Origin of the sequence: Streptomyces subrutilus, from assembly GCF_001746425.1 — a bacterium.
Taxonomy (GTDB): Bacteria; Actinomycetota; Actinomycetes; order Streptomycetales; family Streptomycetaceae; genus Streptomyces; species Streptomyces subrutilus_A.
Genome location: NZ_MEHK01000001.1, coordinates 4,493,203 through 4,517,530, shown reverse-complemented (window position 1 = coordinate 4,517,530; position 24,328 = coordinate 4,493,203). Strand labels below are relative to the sequence as shown.

Below are 24,328 nucleotides of genomic sequence, written 5' to 3'. Positions count from 1 at the left end.
GAGCAGCCGTCCCGGCCGCAGTCCCGAGGAGGCATGAAGGGAGGCCGTCAATGGGCTTGTACATACCCGTGTCGATTCCCGCCTCCGGCGCCGCACTGCGCGCCGGCGCTCTTGAGGTGGTCGTGCTCGGCGGCCACCTCCTCCTGTACCCCACCGGGGTGTGCCAGGAGAAGTTCGCCGAGGCCGCCGCCCCTCCGCCCGCGACACGCCCGCCCGTCCTCCTCCTCCACGGTTTCACCGACAACCGCTCCGTCTTCGTCCTGCTGCGCCGCGCCCTGGTGGCGGACGGCCTGCGGCACGTGGAGGCGTTCAACTACTCGCCCCTCACCCGCGACCTGCGGGTCACGGCCCGCCATCTCGCCCGCCGCGTCGAGGAACTGTGCGATCGCACAGGACAGGAGCAGGTCGACCTGGTGGGGCACAGCCTGGGCGGGCTGGTCGGCCGGTACTACGTCCAGCGGCTGGGCGGCGACGCCCGCGTCCGGACCCTCGTCACGCTCGGCACCCCGCATTCCGGCACGCAGATCGCCCCCTTCCTGGACGCGCACCCCCTCATGCGGCAGATGCGCCCCGGCTCCGAGGTGCTGGCCGAGCTGGCCGCGCCCACGCCCGGCTGCGCCACGCGATGCGTCGCGTTCTGGAGCGAGTTCGACGCCGTGATGACACCGGTCGGGACGGCCCGGTTGGAACACCCGGATCTACGCGTGGAGAACGTGCAGGTCATGGGCATCGGGCACCTCGCCCTGGCCGTCCATCCCACCGTGATCGCGGCCATCCGGCGCGTCCTCGACGGGATCGGGCCGGCCGCGGCTGCCGCCCCCGGGGTCGAATCCGTCGCCTAGTGCTGCGACCGGGAAGGTTTGCCGGCCACGGCACTGGACAACAACCGGCGAGAAGTCGAACGAATTTCGAACTCAAGGCCAAGGGTGCGTCTTTGCGCGACCGAAAGAGGGCTGAATGCCCGGTTCCACGGAGATGGAGGCCCTTCGAAGATTGTCGTTGCCAGTAACCGCCGGGTACAGTCACGCCACTGCTCTCCTCCGGTGAACCCCGAGTTCCCCGGCCACCCAGGCCCCCCAATGCCGAGGCGAAAGAGAAGTTGGTGAACGACCGCCCCTCGCCGGGCCAGTACCCGGAACCCGGGTATGACGGCCTTGCTACCACCACTTTCGCTGGTGACTCGACCTACGTTTCCTATGAAACGCAGGGCCAGGGGGTCAACTACGCCGCATACGGCTCCTATGAGACCGGCGCGTACGACACCACGGCATGGAATTCCCAGGACGCCCACCTGCCCACGATCCCGTCCCAGGGCCAGCCCGCGGACACCACGACGGGTCACTGGGAGGCGAGCGCCTGGAACACGACGGGCACGGACCACGCCGGTTACGCCGAGTACCAGCCCGCCGTCTCCTTCGGCTACGACACCTCCGGCGAGCAGACCGGGCACTGGGCGATGCCGGGCTACGGCACCGAGACCGGGGCGTACGACGCCACCGCGTGGAACACCGTCACGGAGACGCAGGCCCAGCCCGAGACCTCGTACGAGTACCAGCCCGCGCAGCAGCAGGAGTACGCGCAGGAGTACACCTACGAGGCGGCGCAGACGGTCGCGGACTACGCCTACGAAGTCCACATCCCGGCCCAGGAAAGCCTCGGCGAGGCGTACGACGAAACCGCCGTCTTCGAACTCGTCACCGATGAGGCGCCGGCCGAGGTGCCCGAGGTCCACGACCTCCCCACCCAGGCCATGCCCGTCACCTCCCCCTCCGTCACGCGCGCCGCCCGCCGGACCGCCGCCAAGGGCAGCACCAAGGGCAGCGCCAAGGCCGGCGGCAGCAACCGCCGCCGGACCCCTGCGAAGCGTTCCGCCCTGCTGACCGTGGCCGTGCCCTCCGCCTGCGTGATGGGCGTCGCGGGTGTCGCGGCCGCCTCCGTCGGCGGGCTCAGCGGCACCGAGAAGCCCGCCGACGACACCACCACGATGGCCGCGCCCGACCCGGCCTCGGTGAAGCCCGTCGCGGCGAACACCAAGCTCGACACCCAACTGGCGGCGCTCAGCGCCGACGCGGGCGACTTCGCGGACCGCGCGAGCCGCACGCAGGAGCGCATCGACCTGCGCCAGCGCCAGGAGGAGGAGAAGAAGAAGAAGGCGGAGGAGGCCGCGGCCAAGGAGGCGGCCCGCCCCAAGTTCGCGATCCCCGTCGCACAGCACGGCCTCAGCGCCAACTTCGGCCAGTCCGGCGGCATGTGGATGTCCGTGCACACCGGCATCGACTTCCCGGTCGGCTACGGGACCCCGGTCATGGCCGCCACCGACGGCACCGTGCGCACCCAGTACAACAGCGCCTACGGGAACATGGCCATAGTGACGGCCCCCGACGGCACCGAGACCTGGTACTGCCACTTGAGCAGCACCAAGATCCGCGGCGGCAAAGTCAAGGCCGGCGACGTCATCGCGTACTCCGGCGACTCCGGCAACTCCACCGGACCGCACCTGCACTTCGAGGTCCGGCCCGGCGGCGGTGCGGCGATCGACCCCCTGGCGTGGCTCCGCAGCCACGGCCTGGACCCGTCCTAGCCGACAGCCCCAGCCGACGCCGCGGCCGCAACCACCGCCGCGGCCAAGGCCACAGCCGCGGCCGCACCCCCGGCCGCGGCTCCCACCCAGCCCCGCCTACAGCTTCTGCACCGGCGCGTAGCGCAGCAGCAGCCGCTTCGGCTTGTCGTCGCCGAAGTCGATGGTGGCCTGCGCGTCCGCGCCCGCGCCCTTGACCTCCATGACGGTGCCGAGCCCGAACTGGTCGTGCGTCACCCGGTCCCCGACCACCAGCGCGATCACCGGCTTGTCGGCGGCCCGGCGCGTCGCGAACCCGGACGGGCCCGACTTCGTGCGCGAGGAGGACAAGAACGCCTCCGGCGAGGTGCCGAACGACGCCTTCCCGCCGCCCGAGCCCCGGATCGGGCCCGCCGGCTTCTGGGCCGCGCCCGTGCGCTTCCACTGCAGGTACTCCGGCGGGATCTCCTCGAGGAACCGCGACGGCGGGTTGTACGAGGGCGTCCCCCAGGCGCTGCGCATCGAGGACCGGGTCAGGTACAGCCGCTCGCGCGCACGCGTGATGCCGACGTACGCGAGGCGGCGCTCCTCCTCGAGCTCCTTGGTCTGGCCCAGCGACCGCATGTGCGGGAAGACCCCGTCCTCCATGCCGGTCAGGAAGACCACCGGGAACTCCAGGCCCTTGGCGGTGTGCAGGGTCATGAGCGTGATGACGCCCGTGCCCTCGGTGTCCTCGTCGGGGATCTGGTCGGAGTCGGCCACCAGGGCGACCTGCTCCAGGAACTCGGCCAGCGTCCCGGGCGTCTCCTCGTCCCGCGCCTGCTCGAACTCCAGCGCCACCGCCGCCAGTTCCTGGAGGTTCTCGATCCGCGTCTCGTCCTGCGGGTCGGTCGACGCCTGGAGTTCGGCGAGGTAGCCCGTACGCTCCAGCACCGCCTCCAGCACCACCGCGGGGCCCGCGCCCGAGTCGACGATCGTGCGGAGCTCTTCCATCAGGACGTTGAAGCGCTTCACCGCGTTCGTCGAGCGGGCGGCCATGCCGAAGGCCTCGTCCACGCGCCGCAGCGCCTGCGGGAAGGTGATCTTCTCGCGCATCGCCAGCGCGTCGATCATGGCCTCGGCGCGCTCGCCGACGCCGCGCTTGGGCACGTTCAGGATCCGGCGGAGCGGGACGTTGTCCTCGGGGTTGGCGAGGACGCGCAGGTACGCGAGGACGTCGCGGACCTCCTTGCGCTCGTAGAAGCGGACGCCGCCGACGACCTTGTAGGGCAGCCCGACCCGGATGAAGATCTCCTCGAACACACGCGACTGCGCGTTGGTCCGGTAGAAGATCGCGACGTCTCCGGCCTTGGCGTCACCGGCGTCGGTGAGGCGGTCGATCTCGTCGGCGACGAACTGCGCCTCGTCGTGCTCGGTGTCCGCGACGTAGCCGGTGATGACCGCGCCCGTGCCGGCCTGGGTCCACAGGTTCTTGGCGCGGCGGTTCTCGTTGCGCTCGATGACCGCGTTGGCGGCGGACAGGATCGTCTGCGTGGAGCGGTAGTTCTGCTCGAGCAGGATCGTCGTGGCGTCCTTGTAGTCCTCTTCGAACTGGAGGATGTTGCGGATGGTCGCGCCGCGGAAGGCGTAGATCGACTGGTCGGCGTCACCCACCACGCACAGCTCGGCCGGGGGCAGGTCCGGATAGCCGGTGCCGACCAGTTCGCGCACCAGCGTGTACTGGGCGTGGTTGGTGTCCTGGTACTCGTCGACCAGCACGTGCCGGAAGCGGCGCCGGTAGTGCTCGGCGACGTCCGGGAACGCCTGGAGGAGGTGGACCGTGGTCATGATGATGTCGTCGAAGTCGAGCGCGTTGGCCTCGCGCAGCCGCCCCTGGTACATCGTGTACGCCTGCGCGAGCGTCTTCTCGAAACCGTCCACGGCCTGGTCCGCGAAGGCCTCCGCGTCGATCAGCTCGTTCTTCAGGTTGGAGATCTTGGCGTTGAAGGCCTTGGGCGGGAACTTCTTCGGGTCCAGGTCCAGGTCGCGGCAGACGAGCGCCATCAGGCGCTTCGAGTCGGCCGCGTCGTAGATCGAGAACGAGGAGGTGAAGCCGAGGCGCTTCGACTCGCGGCGCAGGATGCGCACGCACGCGCTGTGGAAGGTGGAGACCCACATGGCGTTGGCGCGCGGGCCGACCAGGCCCTCCACACGCTCCTTCATCTCTCCGGCGGCCTTGTTGGTGAAGGTGATCGCCAGGATCTGGCCGGGGTGGACGTTCCGCGCGGACAGCAGGTGTCCGATGCGGTGGGTCAGCACCCGGGTCTTGCCGGAGCCGGCGCCGGCGACGATGAGCAGCGGGGAGCCCGCGTGCACCACCGCCGCGCGCTGCTCCTCGTTCAGCCCGTCCAGGAGCGCCGCCGGGTCGATGACGGGCTTGGGGGCGCCGTCCCGGTAGTACGCGTCCCCGGTCATGGGTACGTCGAACCGGCCGCCGAAGAGGTCGTCCGTCCCCGGCTCCGGGGCGGCGTGGTCCTCGGGCGGCGGCGGGACCTCGTCGGAGGGGGTGAGGTCCGCCAGGAAACTGTCGTCAAAGAGGCTGCTCATCGCATTCCGAGTCTAGGGGGCGGGACCGACAGCCGGTCCCGGGCCCGGAAAATCGGCGACGGCCAGGGCAAGCAGTCCCGGAAAGCGCTGCTCCAGGTCCTCGCGGCGCAGGGTGAGGAAGAGTTTGCGGCCGTCGGGGCGCTGGCGGATCACGCCGGCCTCGCGCAGCGTGCGCAGGTGGTGGGTGACGGTGGAGCGCGGGAGCCCGGCGGCCACGGCACCGCAGAAGACCTCCGCCTCGGCACCGGCGAGGGTCCGGACGATCTCCAGCCGCACGGGGTGGCCGAGGGCCGCCAGGACCTCGACGAGCTCGATCCGGGCGGCGTCGGGGTGGTGGAGTTCTCCGGCGGCCATGCGCCAACTGTACGCAGAACCCGAACGGACACCCCAGCCCTCGGGGACCCGGGAGCCCGCCCGTACGCTCGACGCCATGGACGTACTCATCAATGTCTTCGTCGGTCTGCACATCATCGGGATCGCCTCGCTCCTCGGCGGGTTCCTCACCCAGATGAAGGCGATGGGCGCGGGCACCGCCCGGTTCACGCCCGCCATGCTGCACGGTGCGCTGACCATGCTCGTCACCGGCGTGCTCCTGGTCGGCTTCAACGAGATGGACGGCTCCCCCGTCAACAACGTCAAGGTCGGCGTGAAGCTGGCGGTCCTCTTCGTGATCCTCGCCCTCGTCTACGTCAAGCGCGACGAGGAGCGGGTGGAGAAGGCGCTGTTCGGCGCGGTGGGCGGGCTGACGGTGGTCAATATCTTCATCGCCGTCCTCTGGCACTGATCCACTTCGGTCCGCGGCGGCCAACCGCGGTCGCATCAGGGCACTTGCGATCATCTCGTCATCTGCCCGTTACCTGCGGGTCTAGCGTCCTCCTCCAAGCACCGAGCGTGGAAGGACGTGAGGCCCTCGTGGCCAGTCATCGAAAGCCGAGGCAGCGCCCGCTCTCCGGCGGCACCGTACGGACCGCCGCAACTCTCGCCCTCGCGGGCGCTGCCACCGCCACCGCCTTCGAAGGCACTTCCCAGGCCGACCCCCGCCCCACGCCCGCACAGGTCGAGGCCCAGGTGGACCGGCTCTACGAGGAGGCGGAGGCCGCGACCGAGCGGTACAACGGGGCGAAGGAGAAGGCCGACGAGGCCGAGCGGGCGCTGGACGGCCTGCGCGACGAGACCGCCCGCAAGGCCGACCAGCTCAACGCCGCCCGCGGCGCCCTCGGCTCCCTCGCCGCCACCCAGTACCGCCAGGGCTCCCTGGGGACGGCCGTACAGCTCGCCATGGCGGCCGACCCGCAGGAGTACCTCTCCCAGGCCTCCTTCATCTCCCGCGCCGGGGACCGCAACGCCGCCGGGATCAGCTCCGTACGCCGCCGCCTCGACGAGGTCGGCAAGCTGCGGGAGCAGGCCGCCGGGCGGCTCGCCGACCTCCGCACGCAGCGGGACGAACTGGCCGGGCGCAAAGCCGAGATCGAGGGCAAGCTGGCCACCGCCAAGCGGCTGCTGGCGAAGCTGACCGCCGAGCAGCGTGCCGCGTACGAGGCCCGCTCGGGCGTCGCCGCCCCCGCGGCAGCCCCGCAGTCCGCACCCCCGCCGCCGTCGGACGGTTCGCGCGCCGCCCGGGCCGTGGCCTTCGCGCACGGGGCGATCGGGAAGCCGTACGTGTGGGGCTCGACGGGCCCGGGGTCCTTCGACTGCTCGGGCCTCACCCAGGCGGCCTGGCGCTCGGCCGGGGTCTCCCTGCCCCGCACCACCTACACCCAGATCAACGCGGGCCGGCGCGTCTCCCGCGACCAGCTGGCCCCCGGCGACCTGGTGTTCTTCTACTCCGGCGTCACCCACGTCGGCCTGTACATCGGAAACGGCCAGATGATCCACGCACCGCGCCCGGGGTCGACGGTCCGGATGGCCCCGATCGACTCGATGCCCTGGGCGGGCGCCTCCCGCCCCGCCTAGCCGCGCCGCTCGCGCAGCCGTGAGCCGGCCCGGCAGGGCTACGGCGCCTTGACCGTCTTGCTCAGCCAGTCGAAGGTCTGGGGCAGCTGCTTCGACCACGAGTCGAGGTTGTGCCCGCCCGTCACCTTCTCGGCGTGCACCGTGGTCGGGCCCTTCGCGATCGCCTTGAGGTCCGTGCCGGACAGGTAGCCGTCGTGCTCCGCCCCCGACATCCACAGCGAGACCGCCGGCGGCGTCGGCGCGGACTGGAGCACGTGCTTCAGGTTGTGCGTACGGCGCAGTTCCGGATCCTGGGCGACCAGCGAGGAGGGCTCCTGGCCCGGGTCGTTGTAGCCGGACAGGGAGACGGCCGCGCTGTAGCGGTCGGGGTGGTTGATCGCCAGCTTGGCGGCGCAGTACGCCCCGGCCGAGTAGCCCGCCACGCCCCAGGTGCGGGCCTCCTCGGAGACCCGGAAGTTGTCGACGACCATCTTGCGGACGTCGACGCTGAACCAGCTGTCGGCGTTGACCTTGCCCGGGAGGTTGGCGCAGCCGGTGTCGGCGTTGCCCAGCAGCATGGCGCGCGGCGAGACCAGGATGAACGGCTGCACCTTGCCGCTCTTCATCAGCGGCTCGAGCACCTCGTGCGCCTTGAGCCCCTGGAACCAGGACTTGCCCGTGCCCGGGATGCCCGGGATCAGCTCGACCACGGGGAACTTCTTGTCCTTGTAGGCCGGGTCGTCGTACTGGGGCGGCAGCCACACCATGACGTCGCCCTTGACCCCGGAGATCTTGCCGTCGAGTTCGGTCTTCCGGACCCGGCCGCCGAGCCCCTCGACGGGCTCGAAGGCCTGCTTCACCTTCGGCGCGGCCTCGGCCTTCTTCCCGCCGAGTCCGTCCGGCCCGAGGTCGGGCGCGGCGGTGACGTACGTGCCGGTGCCGAGCAGGTCGCCCCAGGAGGCGTAGAAGTTCATGTCCCGGTTGACCCCGACGAACACCAGCGCGATGGCGGTGACCTGGGCGAACACCACCATCAGGGCGCGCGAGGCCACGCGTACGACGGCAGGGCCGCGCACCTTGCTCCACACGGCCAGCGGCAGGACGACGGCGATCACGGTCAGGGCGACCACCGTCGCGAAGAGGGGGGTCCCCGTCAGGCTCATCACGGCATCGTAGAGGGCCGCACGGGCCGCCCCGGTTGCCCCGGCGGCCTGCGGCGTGGATCACATCGGACCGTGTCCGACCACATCCGGGGTCCCCCAGCGGCTACACCAGCCGGCGAGCCGTCGCCCAGCGGGTCAGCTCGTGCCGGTTGGAGAGCTGGAGCTTCCTGAGGACGGCCGAGACGTGCGACTCCACCGTCTTGACGGAGATGAAGAGCTGCTTGGCGATCTCCTTGTACGCGTACCCGCGCGCGATGAGCCGCAGCACCTCGCGCTCGCGCTGGGTGAGCCGGTCCAGGTCCTCGTCGACGGGCGGGGCGTCGGTGGAGGCGAAGGCGTCGAGCACGAAGCCGGCCAGCCGCGGCGAGAACACCGCGTCCCCCTCCTGCACCCGGAAGACCGAGTCCACCAGGTCGGTGCCGGTGATGGTCTTGGTGACGTAGCCGCGCGCCCCGCCCCGGATGACGCCGATGACGTCCTCCGCCGCGTCCGACACCGACAGGGCCAGGAACCGCACCTGGTTCTCGGCCGCCGCCATCAGCGGGGCGCAGCGCCGCAGCACCTCGACCCCGCCGCCGCCGGGCAGGTGCACGTCCAGCAGGACGACCTCGGGCCGGGTGGCGGTGATGACGGTGACGGCCTGGTCCACGTCGGCGGCCTCGCCGACGACCTCGACCCCGGTCCGCGCGGTCTCGCCGATCTCGGCCTGCACGCCGGTGCGGAACATCCGGTGGTCGTCGACGAGCACCACCCGGACCCGCCGGCCGGTCTGCGTCACCGCGTTGTCCTCGGTCATGCTGCGTTCGCCGCCCTCTCCATCTCCAGTTCGACTTCCGTGCCGCCGTCGGGCGCCGACCGCAGCCGTGCGGTCCCGCCGTTGCGCTGCATCCGGCCGATGATCGATTCTCGTACGCCCATCCGGTCGTCCGGTACCGCGTCGATGTCGAAGCCCGGTCCCCGGTCCCGTACGGACACGAACACGCTCTGCGCCTCCACCTCGGCGTACACCTGCACCGGCCCTCCCTCGCCACCGTACTTGGCGGCGTTGACCATCGCCTCGCGCGCGGCCTGGACCTGTGCCGCCAGCCGCTCGTCGAGCGGGCAGTCGCCGACGACGACGACCTCGATGGGCACGCCGTGGTGGTCCTCGACCTCGGCGGCGGTCTTCTTCACGGCCTCCGCCAGGGTGGCCGGCTCCTCGGCCTCTTCCTTGCCGGTGCCCTCGGGGTTGTACAGCCAGTTCCGCAGCTCGCGCTCCTGTGCCCGCGCGAGGCGGCGCACCTCCCCCGCGTCCTCGGCGCCCCGCTGGATCAGCGTGAGGGTGTGCAGCACCGAGTCGTGCACGTGGGCGGCGACCTCGGCGCGCTCCTGGGCGCGGATGCGCATCAGCCGCTCCTCGGAGAGGTCCTGGGTCAGCCGGATCAGCCAGGGTCCGGCGAGCAGCGCGACGCCGACGAGGACGGCGAGGGTGGCGGTCAGGACGTTGCCGAGCTGGGCCGCGGAGCCGCGTACGACGATGAAGACGGTGAGGCCGACGCCGACCAGGGCCACCCCGGCCAGCGCCCGGGCGACCTGCAGCAGCCGGCCGTGCCGTCCGGCGGCCTCGGTCCAGTGGGCCCGGCGGGCGTTGTCGGCCTGCCGCCATACGAGGACCACCCCGGCCCCGACCAGCAGCGTGGGCCACACGTACCGGCCGGAGGCGCCGCCGACCTGCACCTGGGAGATGAAGATGCCCGCACCGATGCACAGCGCGATCAGCGCGGTGATCTGCCCCTTGTCGGGTTTGCGCAGGCGGCGGGTGCCGTCGGGCAGGGTGTCGAAGTAGGAGCGGTGTCCGCTGCGGCCGCCGACGCCCAGCGGTACGAACACCCAGAACGCGGCGTACAGCAGCACGCCGAGCCCGTCGCCCCACATGAACAGGCCGAGGAAGGCCAGCCGGACCCAGATCACCGGCAGCCCGAGGTGCCCGGCGAGGCCCCGTGCGACTCCGCCGAGCATCCGGCCGTCGGCGCTGCGGTAGAGCTTGCGCTGCGGCACCTCGTCGACGTCGGCGGCGTGCGGGGTACGGGGAGCGGCGGCTACGGGCATGCCACCAAGGGTCACACGCGCGCGAGCGGCCCGGCATCAGGGCTGCCCCCCAATTCGACCGGGGGGATATCAGGGTTGCGCCAGGGTCGGGCCCGGTGCCGCGGGCCGCTCCGGCCCGTCACCATGGACGCATGACCGAAGTACACGATGCCCCGCCGGCCGGGCCCGGGGCGCCCCGGCCTCCCGGCCTGCGGCCTCCCCTGCGCCGCGGCAAGCGCGACAAGGTCCTGGCGGGCGTGTGCGGCGGTCTGGGCCGGTACTTCGACCTGGACCCGGTGGTCTTCCGGATCGTGTTGGGCGTCCTCGCGGTCACCGGCGGCGTCGGCCTGATCTTCTACGGCTTCGCGTGGCTGCTGCTCCCGCAGGAGGGCGAGGAGGACAGCGAGGCGAAGAAGATGCTGACCGGCCGGGTCGAGGGCGCCACCCTCGCCGCGGTGTTCGCCGCCCTGGTCGGCTGCGCGCTGTTCCTGTCGATGCTGGACAACGGCGTGCTCGCGGTCTTCTCGGTGCTGGTCGTCCTGGCTCTGGGCGGGGCTTCGTACTGGTCGCAGCGGCGGCGGACCGCGGGCCCCGAGGAGGCCGAGGCCCCCGCGCCGCAGGAGACGAAGGCGCCGCCGGAGACCAAGGCGCCGCCCGCCCCCGGCGGCCCGTCGTGGTGGCGGGACCCGCTGGTCAAGGACGGCACGACCGGTCCGGTCGGCGCGACGGGGTACCTGTGGGGTCCCGCCGACTCGGCCGTCCCCGGGGAGCCGGGCGCCGCGCCGACCGCGACCGCGGCCGGCGCCGCCGCCGTCGCCGCGGGGAAGCCGGCCCCGGCGGCCCGGCCGCGCGGCGGGATCGGCGGCCGGGTCTTCGTCCTGGCGCTGATCGCCGGGATCGCCGCGGCGGGCGCCGACTGGCAGGGGCGTCCGCTGGGCGATGCCCTGCAGAGCGGGCTGGCCGCCGCGCTCGTGGTCTTCGGCCTCGGTCTCGCCGTCAGCTCCCTGCTGGGGCGCACCGGCTTCGGCACGATCGTGCTGGCCGTGTTCACCTCGGGGCTGCTCGCGGTGGCCGCCGTACTGCCCCGGGAGATCGGCACGGACTGGCGGGAGACCGAGTGGCGTCCGGCCGCGGTGGCCGACGTACGGCCCGTGTACGAGGCGGGGACCGGCCTCGCCACCTTGGACCTGAGCCGTCTGGACGTGCCGAAGGGCGCCACCCTGTCCGTCCGCGCCTCCGTGGACGCGGGGCGGCTGAAGGTGATCGTGCCCCGGGAGGTGACCGCCGAGGCCGATGTGGCCATCCGGTTGGGCGACATCCAGATGCCCGGGGACACGGGCCAGGACGTACGGGTCCGCGGCGGCGGTGAGCACCGGCAGGCGACCTTGTCGCCCCCGGCCGGCACCGAGGCCGGCGGGACGATCGAGCTGCACCTGGACGCGGGTGTGGGACAGGTGGAGGTGGCCCGTGCGGCGTCATGAGTTCCAGCCGGGACGGCTGATCGCGGGGTTGGCCCTGCTGGTCGCGGGCGTGCTGTACCTGCTCGACAGCGGCGGCGAGGCCGACCTGCCCTGGTTCCTGGTCATCCCGCTCACGCTGGGCGGGCTCTCGCTCGCCGCCCTGACCGGGATGGTGACCTACGCCGTCCGGCGCGACCGCCGCGACCAGCGCGACCCGATCAGCGAGTCAAGGGACCAGTAGGGCGCCCCGGCGATGATCAGCGGGATCCAGGCGATCATGTAGATCAGGTCGTTGCCGTAGTAGTACGGGGTCACCGCCCAGGAGACGGTGAGCCACAGGCTGAGCGCGATCAGCGCTCCGCCGAGGGCCGCGATCCGGGTCAGCAGGCCGGCCAGCGTCCCGAGGCCGACGAGGATCTCCCCGATGGCCAGGGCGACGGCGAAGCCGACGGGGGCCTCCAGGGCCATGTCCACCAGGGCGGGGATCGCGGAGGTGTCGCGCACTCCCGTCATCAGCTCCCCGATGGAGCCGGCGCCGGAGGCGGAGAGGAACGCGGAGTCGGTCAGCTTGTCCACGCCCGCGTAGACGAAGGTCACGCCGAGGAAGATCCGCAGGGGCAGCAGTGCGTAGTCGGCCGCGCGTACCTTCAGCGGGCGGACTGCGGGCGCGTCTGTCGAGACATCAGTTCGGGTCACGCGACATGTGTACCCCGATCACTCGGCCACGTCGATGATGCATCGGTTGGATTCCACCCCGGCGGCCGTCACCACCTGGATGTCGATCCGGCCCGGTTCCACCTCGGCCGGCACCGGCACCGTCAGCACCGTGTCGGAGGGGTTGGTGAACCCGCCCGGCACCGGAACCAGCGGCACGTGCACGTGCACCGCCCCGATCCGCACCACCAGCCGGGCCAGCATCTCGGGAGTCTGCGCCCCGGGCGGTACGAAGCCGACCCCCCGGATCTCGATGTCGTCCCCGGGCCGGACGGCCGCGTCCAGGTCCCCGGGCTCGCGTCTGCGCACCACCGAGAGCACCAGCGGGCGGGTGCCCTCCGCGTACTTGGCCGCCAGGTAGACGGCGGCGGACAGGGCCACCAGCAGGGCCAGGGCCCAGGGCAGCTGCGGCAGCCGGTCCGGGAAGCGGGCCAGGGACACCGCCGCGTAGGCCAGCACCACCGTGGAGACGAGCACGTACTGCGCGTCCGGGAAGCTGCCGCGCCCCGCGTCGTCCGTCAGCAGGTCCACCCCGCGCGGCCGGTCGGCCGGCAGCTTCTGCAAGCGCTGGCCCATGATCCGTACGGACACCACCCGGCGCACCACCACGGCCACCACCGAGGTCAGCGCGACCACCGCCAGCAGGGGCAGCGCCCGGTCCAGGGCGAAGCCCGCGTACAGGGCCTGCCGCTCGGGGCCGGGCACCGAGGTGGCCAGCCGCAGCGCGGGCAGCAGCCCGGCGAAGGCCGTCAGCACCACCCAGGCGCTCGGCACCGACTTGGAGGTGGACAGCCGGTTGTCCTCCCCGACCAGCGGGGCCAGCAGCCCGCCGCGCACCGACTGGGCGCGGGCCGCGACGGTGAGCAGCCCGGCCAGGACCAGGGCCGCCAGTAACCCGGCGGTGCGGGCCGTGGACCAGCCGGTGCCGAGCGCGGCGGCGACCTGGACCAGGAGCAGCACCCCGGCGGCGATCCACACGGCGAGCACGGCCCGCCGCGAGAACAGGTACAGCCAGGAGTTCCCCGCCTCTCGGCCCCGGTCGGCGACGGTGCGCGCCGACAGGGTCAGCTCGTCGGAGACCCACTGCCGGGACGCTCCGAGGGAGTGGGCCACTGCGGCGGGCAGCCCCTGTCCGGCGGCGAACTCGTCGCGCTTCTCGAGGAAGGCGGCCACGGCGCGGCGGTGCCCTTCCCGTGCGCAGTCGTCGCATGCGCAGGCCGCGGTGTGCGTACCCCGGGACATCTCTTGGACAGCCACGTGCGTGCCGCCTCTCTGAACTACGGTGCAATGCCAGCGAATTGTGCACCACTGCGGCAGTGCTCCGGATTGCGCACGATGTCAGAGCAGGTGATTAACCGTTCATGATGTTGACGCCACCGGCGTGTCACCGTTGTGGCGCAGCGGCTGGTAGTTCACCCAGGCGGCCAGATCGGACCCGAACCGCTCCCGCGTGGCGATCGCGCTGTGGTGGTCGATGAGCACCGGTTTCCCGGCTGCCCGCGCGATCAGCTGCACCTGCGCGGCCCGCTCCGCCGCGAGGAACCACCAGACGGCGGCGTCCACCGAGCCGCCGACCGTCAGCAGCCCCCGGTTGCGCAGGATGAGCGCCTTGTACGGGCCCAGCGCGCGCCCGATCCGGCTCGCGTCCTCGGCTCCGGCGAACTCGTTCAGCAGCGCGTGGTCCTCGTAGAAAACGCAGGCCTCCTGGGAGATCGGGGCCAGCAGCTCGCCGAGCGCGGCGAGGGCGCGGCCGTACGGTGCCTGCGTGCGCACGACGGCCACCACCTCGGGGCGCTCCCGGTGCACGGCGGCGTGCACGGCGAAGGCCAGCTCGTTGACCCGGCGCTCCCCCTGGAGGACCCGCCCGTCCCCGTCCACCAGCAGGAGGTCGGCGGCGGTCAGCCCGGCGAAGGCCCGGCCGAAGGGGTTGACCCAGTAGCAGTCCTCGAACTCCGGGTCCCGCGCGCTGACGTGTCCGGACACCCCGTCCTCGTAGCCGTACCCGCCCAGCAGGCGCAGCGCCCCGGCGAGCCGCTCCTTGCGGTGCGCCCGCTCGTCGGCCGGGTCGGTGTGCGCGGGCGGCATCTCGAAGCCGAGCCGTTCCACGGGGACGGGTACGGGTCGATCCGGCATGGGGCCTCCTCCGACGGCTCGGGTCGCGGCGCAAGGTACCGGCGCCTCCGCGAAGTGGCCAGAGAAAGGCGCCCGGTGAAAAGGCCGCGGGTGGAAATCCAGCCGGGGAGACCGGCCGGGGAAGGCCGGCCGGGGAAGGCCGGCCGGGGAAGGCCGGCCGGGGAAGGCCGGCCGGGGAAGGCCGGCCGGTGAAACGGCGAAGCCGCCGCTCGGGAGGGAGCGGCGGCTTCGTCTCGGGTCCGGGTGGGGACTACTCCCACTCGATGGTGCCCGGGGGCTTGCTCGTGCAGTCCAGCACCACGCGGTTCACGTCCGGCACCTCGTTGGTGATGCGGGTGGAGATCCGCGCGAGCACGTCGTAGGGCATGCGCGTCCAGTCCGCGGTCATCGCGTCCTCGGAGGAGACGGGGCGCAGGACGATCGGGTGGCCGTAGGTGCGGCCGTCGCCCTGGACGCCGACGCTGCGGACGTCCGCGAGCAGGACGACCGGGCACTGCCAGATCTCCCGGTCCAGGCCGGCCGCGGTGAGCTCCTGGCGGGCGATGGCGTCGGCCTCGCGCAGCAGGTCCAGGCGGTCCTTGGTGACCTCGCCGACGATGCGGATGCCGAGGCCGGGACCCGGGAAGGGCTGGCGGTGGACGATCTCGTCCGGGAGGCCCAGCTCCTGGCCGACCATCCGGACCTCGTCCTTGAACAGCTGGCGCAGCGGCTCGACGAGCTCGAACTCGATGTCGTCGGGGAGCCCGCCCACGTTGTGGTGGGACTTGATGTTCGCCGTGCCGGTGCCGCCGCCGGACTCGACCACGTCCGGGTACAGGGTGCCCTGCACGAGGAAGGCGACCGCGGGGCCCTCCTCCTGGAGGATCTCCAGTTGGGCCTGCTCGAAGACGCGGATGAACTCACGGCCGATGATCTTGCGCTTGGCCTCCGGGTCGGAGACGCCGGCCAGCGCGTTCAGGAAGCGCTCCTGCGCGTCGACGACCTTCAGCTGCACCCCGGTGGCGGCGACGAAGTCCTTCTCCACCTGCTCGGTCTCGCCCTTGCGCATCAGACCGTGGTCGACGTACACGCAGGTCAGCTGCGAGCCGATGGCCTTCTGCACGAGCGCGGCGGCCACGGCCGAGTCCACACCGCCGGACAGGCCGCAGATGGCGCGCTTGTCGCCGACCTGCTCGCGGATGGCCGCGACCTGCTCCTCGACGATGTTGCCGGTGGTCCAGGTCGGGGACAGGCCCGCGCCCCGGTAGAGGAAGTGCTCCAGGACCTGCTGGCCGTGCGTGGAGTGCATCACCTCGGGGTGGTACTGCACGCCGTACAGCTTCTTCGCGTCGTTCTCGAAGGCCGCGACCGGGACCACGTCGGTCGACGCGGTGACGGCGAAGCCCTCGGGGGCGGCGGAGCAGGCGTCGCCGTGGGACATCCACACCGACTGCTGCTCGGGGGTGCCCTCGAAGAGGGTGGACCCGGCCTTGGAGACGGCCAGCGGGGTGCGGCCGTACTCGCGGGCGCCGGTGTTGTCGACCTGGCCGCCGAGGGTGGTCGCCATCAGCTGGAAGCCGTAGCACATGCCGAAGACGGGGACGCCGGCCTCGAACAGGGAGCGGTCGAGCTGCGGGGCGCCCTCCTCGTACACGGAGGACGGGCCGCCGGAGAGGATGATCGCCTTGGGGTTCTTGGCCAGCATCTCGTCGACGGGCATCGAGCTCGGCACGATCTCGCTGTAGACCCGTGCCTCGCGGACGCGACGGGCGATGAGCTGGGCGTACTGGGCGCCGAAGTCGACGACGAGAACCGTGTCCGGGGCGCTGTCGTGGGCGGCGGAGGGTGCTTCTGGCACGGGGCGGCCTTCCGGCGGAAGAGGTGGCTGTTTTGTCGATTCTAACGGGGGACCCGCACCCCTCTTCGTCTCACCATCCGAACCGGCTTGGCCGGGAGGGGGACGGAAGGACATAATCCGTCCCATGCGCAAGCAGCTGAGCTTCCTCTTTACCTATGGCACCGGCCGGTCCGGTCGCCATGGGTCTTCGTGATGCTCGCCTGAGCCGCTGAACTTCCCAGAGCGCCCCGGTCCGACAGGACCGGGGCGCTCTGGCGTTCTGGGAGCTGGCGGACGGCGGACTCCATCCGACAGGAGACGAGACCATGACCACGATCACCACCACCCCCGAGCAGCTCATCGCCGACTCCCGTGAGCGCATCGACGCCCTCGACGACCGGATCATCGGACTGATCCAGGAGCGGATGGCCGTCTCGACGGTCATCCAGGAGGCGCGGATCACCTCGGGTGGGCGGCGGGTGCACCTGTCCCGGGAGATGGAGGTGCTCTCGCACTGGAGCGGCGCCCTCGGCAAGCCCGGCACCGCCCTCGCCATGACGCTGCTGGAGCTGTGCCGGGGCCGCGTGTGACGGCTGTTCGTCACCCGTCCGGAGCGTGACGACCCCGGGCGCCCTTCGTTGGTGAGGTTGTCCGCGCCAGCCAGGCGCGGGACCGCACCACCACGCGTGGCTCCGCCGGAGCGATGAGGCGCACTCCCCGTGGGGCGTGCGTCGTGGGACCTCGCTCCCCCGCGTGACCGGACGGCAGGGGACAGCAGCCCGGTCACCCCGTAAGGACGGCCGGCCCTGGGGACGCCCCGGGCCGGCCGTTCTTCTGTTTTCGGTGCCTACGCGGCTACGCGCGCCCGGCGGTCCGGCGGCGGAACGCGAGGAACACCGCACCACCGGCGGCGACGAGTGCCGCGGCGCCGATCATGAGCGGCCCGGCGCTGACGCCGGTGTTCGCGAGACCGCCCTGCGCCGTGGTGCCGGTGCTCGCGCCGGCGCTCGGCGTGGCCGACGGGGTCGTGGAAGCCGTCGGCGTCGGGGCGGCGGTGGTCGGGCTCGGGGCCGGTGTGGTTGCGCCGCCCTTGGCATTGATCACGAAGGCGGCCTTGTTGTTGGCGTGGCTCGGGTCCCAGTCCGCCACCTTGGTGCCCTCGGGGGTCCACTGGCCGACCGCGACGGAACCCGTGGCGTCCGCCACGACCTTCTCGATCTTCAGCTCGAACGGGTAGGAGACCTTCTCCGTCTCCCCGACGATGTGGGTGGTCGCGCAGAAGTAGCGCGGGGCGCCCAGCTTCTGCTCCCGGTGGCTGCCGTCGGCGTTGACCCCGGAGCACTGCTCCGGCGCCTTCGTCACCTTCGCGCCCTGCGGGATCACGATGTCGGTCCGGGCGACGTCCTCACCCGAGCGCAGGTAGGCGACCCAGGCCGGGCCCTTGTTGTCGAAGCCGAAGTCGGCCTTCACGGTCTCGCCCGCCTTGCCCTTGAGGGACACGGCGCGCGCCACGAAGTCGGCGGTGTTCTTCGTCTGGAAGTCGAACTCGTGCTGGTTGTCCGACGGGTCGATGTCCGCGGACAGCGGGCCCGCCTTGGCCACCCGCTCGACGACGGTCAGCTTCTTGCCCGTGCCGGGCCGCTCCAGCTTCTGCGAGGTCTTCGGCTGGGCGCCGGCCGCGTGCACCGCGTAGGTCATCCCGTCGATGAAGGCGTGCGGCGCCGCCTTGAGGGTCAGCGCGCTCTTGACCTCGTACGACGTGCCCGGCTTGTACTCGCCGTCGAGGACGCACACGACGGTGCCCCAACCCGCGTTCCACGGCTGGGCCGGGCTGTCGTTCTTGCTGTAGGAGCAGTTGTCGTACTTCTCTACCAGCCCGATGCCGTGGGTGGTGTTCACCTCCAGCGCCACTCCGTGGACGGACTCCGTCCCCGCGTTGCGGAAGACGATGGGCAGCGGCTGCGTCTCGCCGGGGGTCAGCTTCGCCTTGAGGGCGGCCTGCTCCAGCACCAGGTCGGGGCCGCCGACCTTGACCTTGGTGGTGGCGGGCTTGAAGGTGGCGCCGTCCGCCGCGCCGGTCATCGTCAGGTCGGCGACCGTGCCGGCCGTGCTGTTCTTGGCGGCGGTGAGGTCCAGGGTCACGACGTTGCTGCCGTGCGTCCAGATGGCCCAGTCCTTGCAGGTCACCTTCGCGGCGTCGAGGGTGCAGCCGTGGGACTGGTTCTGGTCGAGCGCGGCGTCGGCGACGCCCTTGAGCGGGGTCAGGTCGATCGTGAAGGTGCTCTGCCGGTCGAAGACGTTCCCGGTCTCGTTCTCGACGCGGAACTCGACCGAGGTCTTCTGCGGCTGGCCGCTCTGCCCGGGGTGCGGGCGCAGGCCGATCTCCGCCGGGCTGGTGAGCGTGAAGACGGGATCCGCGGCGTTCGCGGGGGTGGCGGCCAGACCGACGGCCGCCAGGCCGGCTGCCGCCAGCAGGGAGATGCGCTTTCTCATGCACCCTTGACCGCCGGCCCCAGGTCGCGGTTGCACACTTCGCTGTGTGATCGACACCACAGCCCGGCCTACCGGATTGCGGTACAACCATCCATGGCGACCGCCTGTCACTCATGTACCGCGTGGGTACCGCGCTCGGAGGGGGAGCGCGGTACCGACCCGGTCATCAGGCCTGGTCCACGACCTTCGGCGGGACCTCGGGAACCGCCAGGAACGGCAGCCGCAGAGCGCCGAACGCCTCCTTCGGAACCGCCGGACGCACCGGCTCCACCGCCGCGAGCCGCACGTAGCCCGCGCCCTGCTCGGGCCGCGGGTCCCGCTCTCCCTTGTTCGGCCAGTACGACATCGCCCGCTCGGCCTGCGCCGTGATCGTCAGCGACGGGTTGACGCCGAGGTTCGCGGAGATCGCCGAGCCGTCCACCACCGAGATCCCCGGGTGCCCGTAGAGCCGGTGGTACGGGTCCACCACGCCCTCCCGCGCCGAGGCGCCGATCGGGCAGCCGCCGAGGAAGTGCGCGGTCAGCGGGGTGCCCATCAGCTCGCCGATATTGCTGCCGGCAAAGCCGTTGATCTCCTCGGCCAGCAGGGTCGCCGCGTGCGTGGCCTCGGCGATCTGCACCGGGTTGGGGGCGCCGTGCCCCTGCCGGGCGGTCAGCAGGCCCTTCCCGAGGCCGCCGGGCTTGCGGTAGGTCGTCAGCGAGTTGTCCAGCGACTGCATGACCAGGCCGATGATCGTCCGCTCCGACCAGCGCCGGTTGGAGAGCGAGCGGGCCAGCTGCAGCGGGTGCCTCGCGGTCCGGGCGAACCAGGCGCGGACCCGGTGCCTGCTGTAGGGGACCTGGAGGACGGTCATGAACCCCATGGCGTTGGAGCCCTTGCCGTAGCGGACGGGCTCGATGTGGGTGTCGGCGTTGGGGTGCACCGAGGAGGTGATCGCCACGCCCCGGGTGAAGTCGGCCCGCTGCGCCTTGCCGGAGCCGTCGCCGTGGCGTTTGCGGTAGCGGCGGTCGTCGGTCTGCGCGCCGACGAGGCCTTCGGAGTTGGTCCGGGTCAGCTCGCCGAGCCGGTCCGAGATCCGGGGCAGCTCGCCGCGGTCCTTCATCGTGTGCAGCAGGGTCTGGGTGCCGTACGTGCCCGCCGCGACGACCACGTACCGGGCGCGCAGTACCTTGGCCCTGCCCTTGCGGCGGGCGTCGGTGGGGACCGTACGGACCCGGTGGCCGCCCTCGGGGTGTTCGCAGAGCGCGGTGACCGTGGTCATGGGGTGGATGACGGCCCCGGCGCGCTCGGCCAGGTGCAGGTAGTTCTCGCCCAGGGAGTTCTTCGCGCCGTGCCGGCAGCCGGTCATGCACTCGCCGCACTCGGTGCAGGCCTTGCGGGCGGGGCCGGCGCCGCCGAAGTACGGGTCGGCGACCTCGTCCCCGGGCCGCACCCGCGCGTGCCCCCCGGCATCGGCGCCGTCGCCGAAGAACACGCCGACCGGAGCCATGTGGAAGGAGTCGGCCACGCCCATCTTCTCGGCGGCCGCCTTGAGGTGGACGTCGGAGGGGGTCATGGTCGGGTTGAGGCGCACCCCGAGCATCCGCTTGGCCTGGTCGTAGTACGGGGCGAGTTCCTCGCGCCAGTCGGTGATCCCCGCCCACTGCCGGTCCTCGAAGAAGGGGGCGGGCGGTACGTAGAGGGTGTTGGCGTAGTTGAGGGAGCCGCCGCCCACGCCGGCGCCGGCGAGCACCATCACGTTGCCGAGCAGGTGGATGCGCTGGATCCCGTACAGCCCGAGGGCCGGGGCCCACAGGTAGTTCCGCAGGTCCCAGCTGTTCTTCGGCAGGCTGTCGCGGGTGAAGCGGCGCCCGGCCTCCAGGACGCCCACCCGGTAGCCCTTCTCGGTCAGGCGCAGGGCCGAGACCGACCCCCCGAAGCCGGATCCGATGACGATGACGTCGTAGTCGTACGGCTCAGACACGGTGCTGCCCCTTTAGCGGAGTCGGAGGGCCTTCATGACCTGGAGGCCGCGGGTCATGAACGCCGCGTACTTCTCGTCGTCCATGCCCAGCGAGGGCGCCATCGGGAGCAGCCGCTGGTGGGCGACGGTCTGGGCCTCGGTGTACTTGAGGATGCCCTCGGAGCCGTGGCGGCGGCCGAGGCCGGAGTCCTTCATGCCGCCCATGGGCGCCTGGGCGCTGCCGTAGGCGGGTGCGTAGCCCTCGTTGATGTTGACGGTGCCGGTGCGCAGGCGGGCGGCGACGGCATGGCCGCGGCGGGCGTCCTTGGTCCAGACGCTGGAGTTGAGGCCGTAGGCGGTGCCGTTGGCCTCGGCGATGGCCTGGTCCTCGTCGGTGAAGCGGTAGATGGAGACGACCGGGCCGAAGGTCTCCTCACCGCACACCGCCATGGGCGCCTCGACGCCGTCGAGGATGGTGGGCTCGTAGAAGAGCGGGCCGATGTCGGGGCGGGCCGTGCCGCCCGCGACGAGGGTGGCGCCCTTGGCGACGGCCTCGTCCACGTGCCGCTGTACGGTCTCCAGCTGGCGTTCGCCGACCAGGGAGCCCATGTCGGCGCCGTAGGCGAGCGAACTGCCCAGGCGCATGGCCCTGGTGCGGGCGGCGAACCGCTCGACGAAGGCGTCGGCGATCGAGGCGTGGACGTAGAGCCGCTCGATGGAGATGCACAGCTGTCCGGCGGAGGAGAAGCAGGCGCGGACGGCGCCCGCGGCGGCCTTCTCGATGTCGGCGTCGTGCAGGACCAGCATGGCGTTCTTGCCGCCGAGTTCGAGGGAGACGCCGACGAGCCGGTCGGCGGCGCCCCGGGCGACCTCGCGGCCGGTGCGGGTGGAGCCGGTGAAGGAGACGTAGTCGGCGTGCCGGACGACCTCGGGCCCGACGACGGGGCCTTCGCCGAGGACGATCTGGAAGACCTCGGCGGGCAGGCCGGCCTCGATGAGCAGCTCGCGGGCCCACAGCGCGGTCAGCGCCGTCTCGGTGTCGGGCTTCATGACGAGCGCGTTGCCCGCGACGAAGGCGGGCAGCGCGTCGCCGACGGAGAGTTCGAGCGGGTAGTTCCAGGGGGCGATCTGGCCGACGACCCCGCGCGGCTGACGCAGTTCGGTGACCTTGGTCAGGGTGGGTATGGCGCCCGTGTGGCCCTTGGGGCGCAGGTAGGCGGGCGCCTTGCGGCCGTAGTGCCGGGCGGCGACGGCGACCGCCTGCACCTCTTCGTGGGCGTGCAGGCGGGCCTTGCCCGTCTCCAGCTGGATCAGGTCGAGTACCTCGGCCTGCCGGGCGAGCACCAGGTCGTGGAAGCGCAGCAGGACGGCCGCCCGCTTGCGTACGGGGACGGCGGCCCAGGCGGGCTGGGCGGCGCGGGCCCGCGCGAAGGCCTCGGCCACGTCCTCGGGGGTGGCCTCGGGGAGTTCCGCCAGCCGGTCCCCGGTGAAGGGGGTGTGGTTGGCGGTGCGGCCGGAGCCGATCACCCCGCGGGTGAGGCGGACGACCAGATCGGGGGTCACCACGTCGGCGGCGGTGCGGGCGCCGGCCGGGGCCGGGGCGACCGGGTTGGTGGGGGCCGGTGCGGTGCGGAGGGGGGCCGGGGCCTGCGAGTCCGTCATGGCGGTGAGCGTATTGCGCCCGGCAAGCTTTGGGTACCCGTGGGTAACCGGATTTTGCCATGTCCGCCAGTGATCGCTGGCAGGATGACGGGATCAGGGCTTCGCGGCGGGCGGCTCCCAGCCGCTGAGCACGATGTCGAACTGCTGCCGCGTCGTGTCCCACGCGCCGGCGGGGCTCGACATGTACACCGCGTACTCCGTGCCGTCCGCGGCGACGTACATCTGCTCCTTGGCCCGCCGGGGCCCGGCGAGCGTCCCCTTCTCGGTCCAGGTGAAGTCCCACAGGGCGCCCCGGGTGGTGTCCCGGAAGCTGTTCTGCTCCAGCCGCAGACGCTTGTACTCCGCCCGCTTGCGCACCTGCTTCTCCAGGTCGAGCAGGTGCATGTACGGGTTGTCGTAGTCCGGGGTCGGGTCGATCGCGATCCGGATGAAGTGGTTGCCGTTGTCCGGGGTGTAGTCGATCTGGGTCCCGTTCGCCTCCCGCCGCCAGCCGTCCGGCACGAAGAGGGTGAACCCCTCCGGGTCGGTCACCTTGGACCAGCCTGCCGGCGGAGCGGCCTGGGACTTCTGCGACTTCGAGTCCCCGCCCGCACCCGCCTCGTCGGGGGCGCTCGCGGTCGTGTCCGAGCCGCCCGAACCGCTGCCGCCGGTGTACTTGAGCACCCCGAACACCCCGCCGCCACCGATCAGCGCCGCCACCAGGGCCACGGCCGCGGCGCGCTTGATCCAGCCGCCCGGCCGGTCCCCGGCGGGGGCGGATGGCGGCATGGGCGCGGAGGGCTCCGGCAGCGCGGCCGTCCGGGCGTCCCCGGCCGGGGCGGGCACCTGCGGCTCCTCCGGCGGCCCGTGCTGCGCGGGGGCGAGTTCCTCCGAGGTCACCGCACGCGTGGGCACGTACGCCTGCGCCGCCTTCGGCTCCCGGCCCTCCATCGCCTCCAGCAGCATCCGCTCGGCCTCCTCGGCCGTCGGCCGGTCCGCCGGATCCTTCCGCAGCAGGGCCGTGATCACCGGCGCCAGCGCGCCGGACTGCTTCAGGGCCGGCGGCTCGTCGTTCACCACGGCCTGCAGGCTGGAGATGGGCGAGGTGCGGCGGAAGGGCGAACGGGCCTCCACCGCCGTGTACAGGGTGGCGCCCAGCGACCACAGGTCGGAGGCGGTGCCCGGGGTCCCGCCGGTGACCCGCTCGGGGGCCAGGTAGTCGATGGAGCCGACGATCTCGCCGGTGCGCGTGATGGAGGAGTCCCCCTCGATCGCCGCGATCCCGAAGTCCGTGAGCAGCACCCGGCCGTCCTTGGCCAGCAGGACGTTGCCCGGCTTCACGTCGCGGTGCAGTACGCCGACCGCGTGCGCCGCGCGCAGCGCGCCCAGCACGTGCAGCCCGATCCTGGCCGCCTCGCGGGGCTCGATGCGCCCGGCCGCCTTGGCCGCGTCCGCGAGGGAGGGGCCGTCGATGTACTCCATGACGATCCACGGCCGGTCGTCGTGCTCCAGCACGTCGTGGACGGTGACGACCGCCGGATGCTGGATCCGGGCCGCGGCCCGGGCCTCCTTCTGCGTCCGGGCGTGCATGACGTCCCGGTCGGCCTGGGCCACGTACAGTCCGGCCGTCAGTTCCTTGACGGCGACGGTCCTGTGCAGCAGCTCGTCATGCGCGCGCCACACCTTGCCCATGCCGCCCCGGCCGATCGGCTCGATGAGCCGGTACCGGCCCGCCAGCACGGCGCCCCCACCTGTCTGCTGTTCCACAAAAACCCGCCGCTCTCCGCACTTCAGGCCAGATTACGGAGCCCGCGGCCGGTGTCG

At 72.3% G+C, this 24,328-nt stretch carries 20 protein-coding genes; 7 read left to right on the top strand and 13 right to left on the bottom strand.

Annotated features, from left to right (window positions below; genetic code table 11):
• Positions 1 to 50 precede the first annotated feature (50 nt).
• Together BGK67_RS21430 and BGK67_RS21425 are read left to right on the top strand one after the other, a co-directional pair.
• Positions 51 to 842 carry an esterase/lipase family protein gene (locus tag BGK67_RS21430; RefSeq protein ID WP_069921585.1) on the top strand — a complete coding sequence of 264 codons (792 nt, stop codon included), beginning with the start codon at positions 51 to 53 and terminating at the stop codon, positions 840 to 842.
• A gap of 260 nt (positions 843 to 1,102) precedes the next feature.
• The gene (locus BGK67_RS21425; RefSeq protein ID WP_069921584.1) at positions 1,103 to 2,581 is read left to right on the top strand and encodes a M23 family metallopeptidase; all 1,479 of its coding nucleotides are present in this window, start codon (positions 1,103 to 1,105) and stop codon (positions 2,579 to 2,581) included.
• Between the two features lie 96 nt (positions 2,582 to 2,677).
• On the opposite strand, the gene pcrA is transcribed toward BGK67_RS21425, so the two are convergent.
• Both pcrA and BGK67_RS21415 read right to left on the bottom strand, forming a co-directional pair.
• Positions 2,678 to 5,143 (bottom strand): DNA helicase PcrA, encoded by a 2,466-nt coding sequence (pcrA, locus tag BGK67_RS21420; protein ID WP_069921583.1) that lies wholly within the window; start codon positions 5,141 to 5,143, stop codon positions 2,678 to 2,680.
• Between the two features lie 12 nt (positions 5,144 to 5,155).
• Positions 5,156 to 5,497, bottom strand: coding sequence for an ArsR/SmtB family transcription factor (locus BGK67_RS21415; protein WP_069921582.1), 342 nt, complete (start codon positions 5,495 to 5,497; stop codon positions 5,156 to 5,158).
• A gap of 76 nt (positions 5,498 to 5,573) precedes the next feature.
• Here BGK67_RS21415 and BGK67_RS21410 point away from each other — a divergent pair, with 76 nt between their 5' ends.
• On the top strand, positions 5,574 to 5,927 hold the full coding sequence (locus BGK67_RS21410) for a hypothetical protein (RefSeq protein WP_069924014.1): 354 nt from the start codon (positions 5,574 to 5,576) through the stop codon (positions 5,925 to 5,927).
• 128 nt (positions 5,928 to 6,055) lie between these two features.
• On the top strand, positions 6,056 to 7,096 hold the full coding sequence (locus BGK67_RS21405) for a C40 family peptidase (protein WP_069921581.1): 1,041 nt from the start codon (positions 6,056 to 6,058) through the stop codon (positions 7,094 to 7,096).
• A 38-nt stretch (positions 7,097 to 7,134) separates the two neighbouring features.
• Here the strand turns inward: BGK67_RS21405 and BGK67_RS21400 are convergent, their stop codons facing one another.
• The 3 genes from BGK67_RS21400 to BGK67_RS21390 form a co-directional block, all read right to left on the bottom strand.
• Positions 7,135 to 8,238 carry an alpha/beta hydrolase gene (locus BGK67_RS21400; protein ID WP_069921580.1) on the bottom strand — a complete coding sequence of 368 codons (1,104 nt, stop codon included), beginning with the start codon at positions 8,236 to 8,238 and terminating at the stop codon, positions 7,135 to 7,137.
• 103 nt (positions 8,239 to 8,341) lie between these two features.
• Positions 8,342 to 9,034: a LuxR C-terminal-related transcriptional regulator gene (locus BGK67_RS21395; protein WP_069921579.1), complete on the bottom strand. Its 693-nt coding sequence runs from the start codon at positions 9,032 to 9,034 to the stop codon at positions 8,342 to 8,344.
• Positions 9,031 to 10,326, bottom strand: coding sequence for an ATP-binding protein (locus BGK67_RS21390; protein ID WP_069921578.1), 1,296 nt, complete (start codon positions 10,324 to 10,326; stop codon positions 9,031 to 9,033). The genes BGK67_RS21395 and BGK67_RS21390 overlap by 4 nt, the downstream gene beginning before the upstream one ends.
• A 131-nt stretch (positions 10,327 to 10,457) precedes the next feature.
• Here BGK67_RS21390 and BGK67_RS21385 point away from each other — a divergent pair, with 131 nt between their 5' ends.
• Both BGK67_RS21385 and BGK67_RS21380 read left to right on the top strand, forming a co-directional pair.
• A complete protein-coding gene (locus tag BGK67_RS21385; RefSeq protein WP_069921577.1) occupies positions 10,458 to 11,786 on the top strand; it encodes a PspC domain-containing protein in 1,329 nt (442 codons plus the stop codon).
• Positions 11,773 to 12,006 carry a hypothetical protein gene (locus BGK67_RS21380; protein WP_069921576.1) on the top strand — a complete coding sequence of 78 codons (234 nt, stop codon included), beginning with the start codon at positions 11,773 to 11,775 and terminating at the stop codon, positions 12,004 to 12,006. Before BGK67_RS21385 ends, BGK67_RS21380 begins: the two co-directional genes overlap by 14 nt.
• Here the strand turns inward: BGK67_RS21380 and BGK67_RS21375 are convergent.
• The 4 genes from BGK67_RS21375 to guaA all read right to left on the bottom strand — a co-directional run bounded on the left by BGK67_RS21375 (position 11,943) and on the right by guaA (position 16,449).
• Positions 11,943 to 12,461 carry a TQO small subunit DoxD gene (locus BGK67_RS21375; RefSeq protein WP_069921575.1) on the bottom strand — a complete coding sequence of 173 codons (519 nt, stop codon included), beginning with the start codon at positions 12,459 to 12,461 and terminating at the stop codon, positions 11,943 to 11,945. The two genes, BGK67_RS21380 and BGK67_RS21375, sit on opposite strands and share 64 nt — an antisense overlap.
• 18 nt (positions 12,462 to 12,479) lie before the next feature.
• Positions 12,480 to 13,736 (bottom strand): hypothetical protein, encoded by a 1,257-nt coding sequence (locus BGK67_RS21370; protein ID WP_069921574.1) that lies wholly within the window; start codon positions 13,734 to 13,736, stop codon positions 12,480 to 12,482.
• A 102-nt stretch (positions 13,737 to 13,838) separates the two neighbouring features.
• On the bottom strand, positions 13,839 to 14,612 hold the full coding sequence (locus BGK67_RS21365) for a class II aldolase/adducin family protein (protein WP_069921573.1): 774 nt from the start codon (positions 14,610 to 14,612) through the stop codon (positions 13,839 to 13,841).
• A 250-nt stretch (positions 14,613 to 14,862) separates the two neighbouring features.
• Positions 14,863 to 16,449 carry a glutamine-hydrolyzing GMP synthase gene (gene guaA / locus BGK67_RS21360; RefSeq protein WP_069921572.1) on the bottom strand — a complete coding sequence of 529 codons (1,587 nt, stop codon included), beginning with the start codon at positions 16,447 to 16,449 and terminating at the stop codon, positions 14,863 to 14,865.
• A 305-nt stretch (positions 16,450 to 16,754) separates the two neighbouring features.
• Here guaA and BGK67_RS21355 point away from each other — a divergent pair, with 305 nt between their 5' ends.
• The gene (locus tag BGK67_RS21355) at positions 16,755 to 17,018 is read left to right on the top strand and encodes a chorismate mutase (protein ID WP_069921571.1); all 264 of its coding nucleotides are present in this window, start codon (positions 16,755 to 16,757) and stop codon (positions 17,016 to 17,018) included.
• A 265-nt stretch (positions 17,019 to 17,283) separates the two neighbouring features.
• Here the strand turns inward: BGK67_RS21355 and BGK67_RS21350 are convergent, their stop codons facing one another.
• The 4 genes from BGK67_RS21350 to BGK67_RS21335 form a co-directional block, all read right to left on the bottom strand.
• Positions 17,284 to 18,921 (bottom strand): hypothetical protein, encoded by a 1,638-nt coding sequence (locus tag BGK67_RS21350; protein WP_069921570.1) that lies wholly within the window; start codon positions 18,919 to 18,921, stop codon positions 17,284 to 17,286.
• A 166-nt stretch (positions 18,922 to 19,087) separates the two neighbouring features.
• Complete coding sequence (locus BGK67_RS21345; protein WP_069921569.1) at positions 19,088 to 20,884, bottom strand: GMC family oxidoreductase N-terminal domain-containing protein; 1,797 nt, start codon at positions 20,882 to 20,884, stop codon at positions 19,088 to 19,090.
• Between the two features lie 12 nt (positions 20,885 to 20,896).
• Positions 20,897 to 22,525: a succinic semialdehyde dehydrogenase gene (locus BGK67_RS21340; RefSeq protein WP_069921568.1), complete on the bottom strand. Its 1,629-nt coding sequence runs from the start codon at positions 22,523 to 22,525 to the stop codon at positions 20,897 to 20,899.
• Between the two features lie 93 nt (positions 22,526 to 22,618).
• Positions 22,619 to 24,271 carry a serine/threonine-protein kinase gene (locus tag BGK67_RS21335; RefSeq protein WP_069921567.1) on the bottom strand — a complete coding sequence of 551 codons (1,653 nt, stop codon included), beginning with the start codon at positions 24,269 to 24,271 and terminating at the stop codon, positions 22,619 to 22,621.
• Positions 24,272 to 24,328: the final 57 nt, after the last annotated feature.

Excerpts from the sequence above, each read along its gene's own strand:
- BGK67_RS21395 (WP_069921579.1), bottom strand. The coding sequence starts at position 9,034 with ATGACCGAGGACAACGCGGTGACGCAGACCGGCCGGCGGGTCCGGGTG.
- BGK67_RS21390 (WP_069921578.1), bottom strand. The coding sequence starts at position 10,326 with ATGCCCGTAGCCGCCGCTCCCCGTACCCCGCACGCCGCCGACGTCGAC.
- BGK67_RS21350 (WP_069921570.1), bottom strand. The coding sequence starts at position 18,921 with ATGAGAAAGCGCATCTCCCTGCTGGCGGCAGCCGGCCTGGCGGCCGTC.
- BGK67_RS21355 (WP_069921571.1), top strand. The coding sequence starts at position 16,755 with ATGACCACGATCACCACCACCCCCGAGCAGCTCATCGCCGACTCCCGT.
- BGK67_RS21430 (WP_069921585.1), top strand. The coding sequence starts at position 51 with ATGGGCTTGTACATACCCGTGTCGATTCCCGCCTCCGGCGCCGCACTG.
- BGK67_RS21415 (WP_069921582.1), bottom strand. The coding sequence starts at position 5,497 with ATGGCCGCCGGAGAACTCCACCACCCCGACGCCGCCCGGATCGAGCTC.
- BGK67_RS21365 (WP_069921573.1), bottom strand. The coding sequence starts at position 14,612 with ATGCCGGATCGACCCGTACCCGTCCCCGTGGAACGGCTCGGCTTCGAG.
- pcrA (WP_069921583.1), bottom strand. The coding sequence starts at position 5,143 with ATGAGCAGCCTCTTTGACGACAGTTTCCTGGCGGACCTCACCCCCTCC.
- BGK67_RS21410 (WP_069924014.1), top strand. The coding sequence starts at position 5,574 with ATGGACGTACTCATCAATGTCTTCGTCGGTCTGCACATCATCGGGATC.
- BGK67_RS21400 (WP_069921580.1), bottom strand. The coding sequence starts at position 8,238 with ATGAGCCTGACGGGGACCCCCCTCTTCGCGACGGTGGTCGCCCTGACC.
- BGK67_RS21340 (WP_069921568.1), bottom strand. The coding sequence starts at position 22,525 with ATGACGGACTCGCAGGCCCCGGCCCCCCTCCGCACCGCACCGGCCCCC.
- BGK67_RS21385 (WP_069921577.1), top strand. The coding sequence starts at position 10,458 with ATGACCGAAGTACACGATGCCCCGCCGGCCGGGCCCGGGGCGCCCCGG.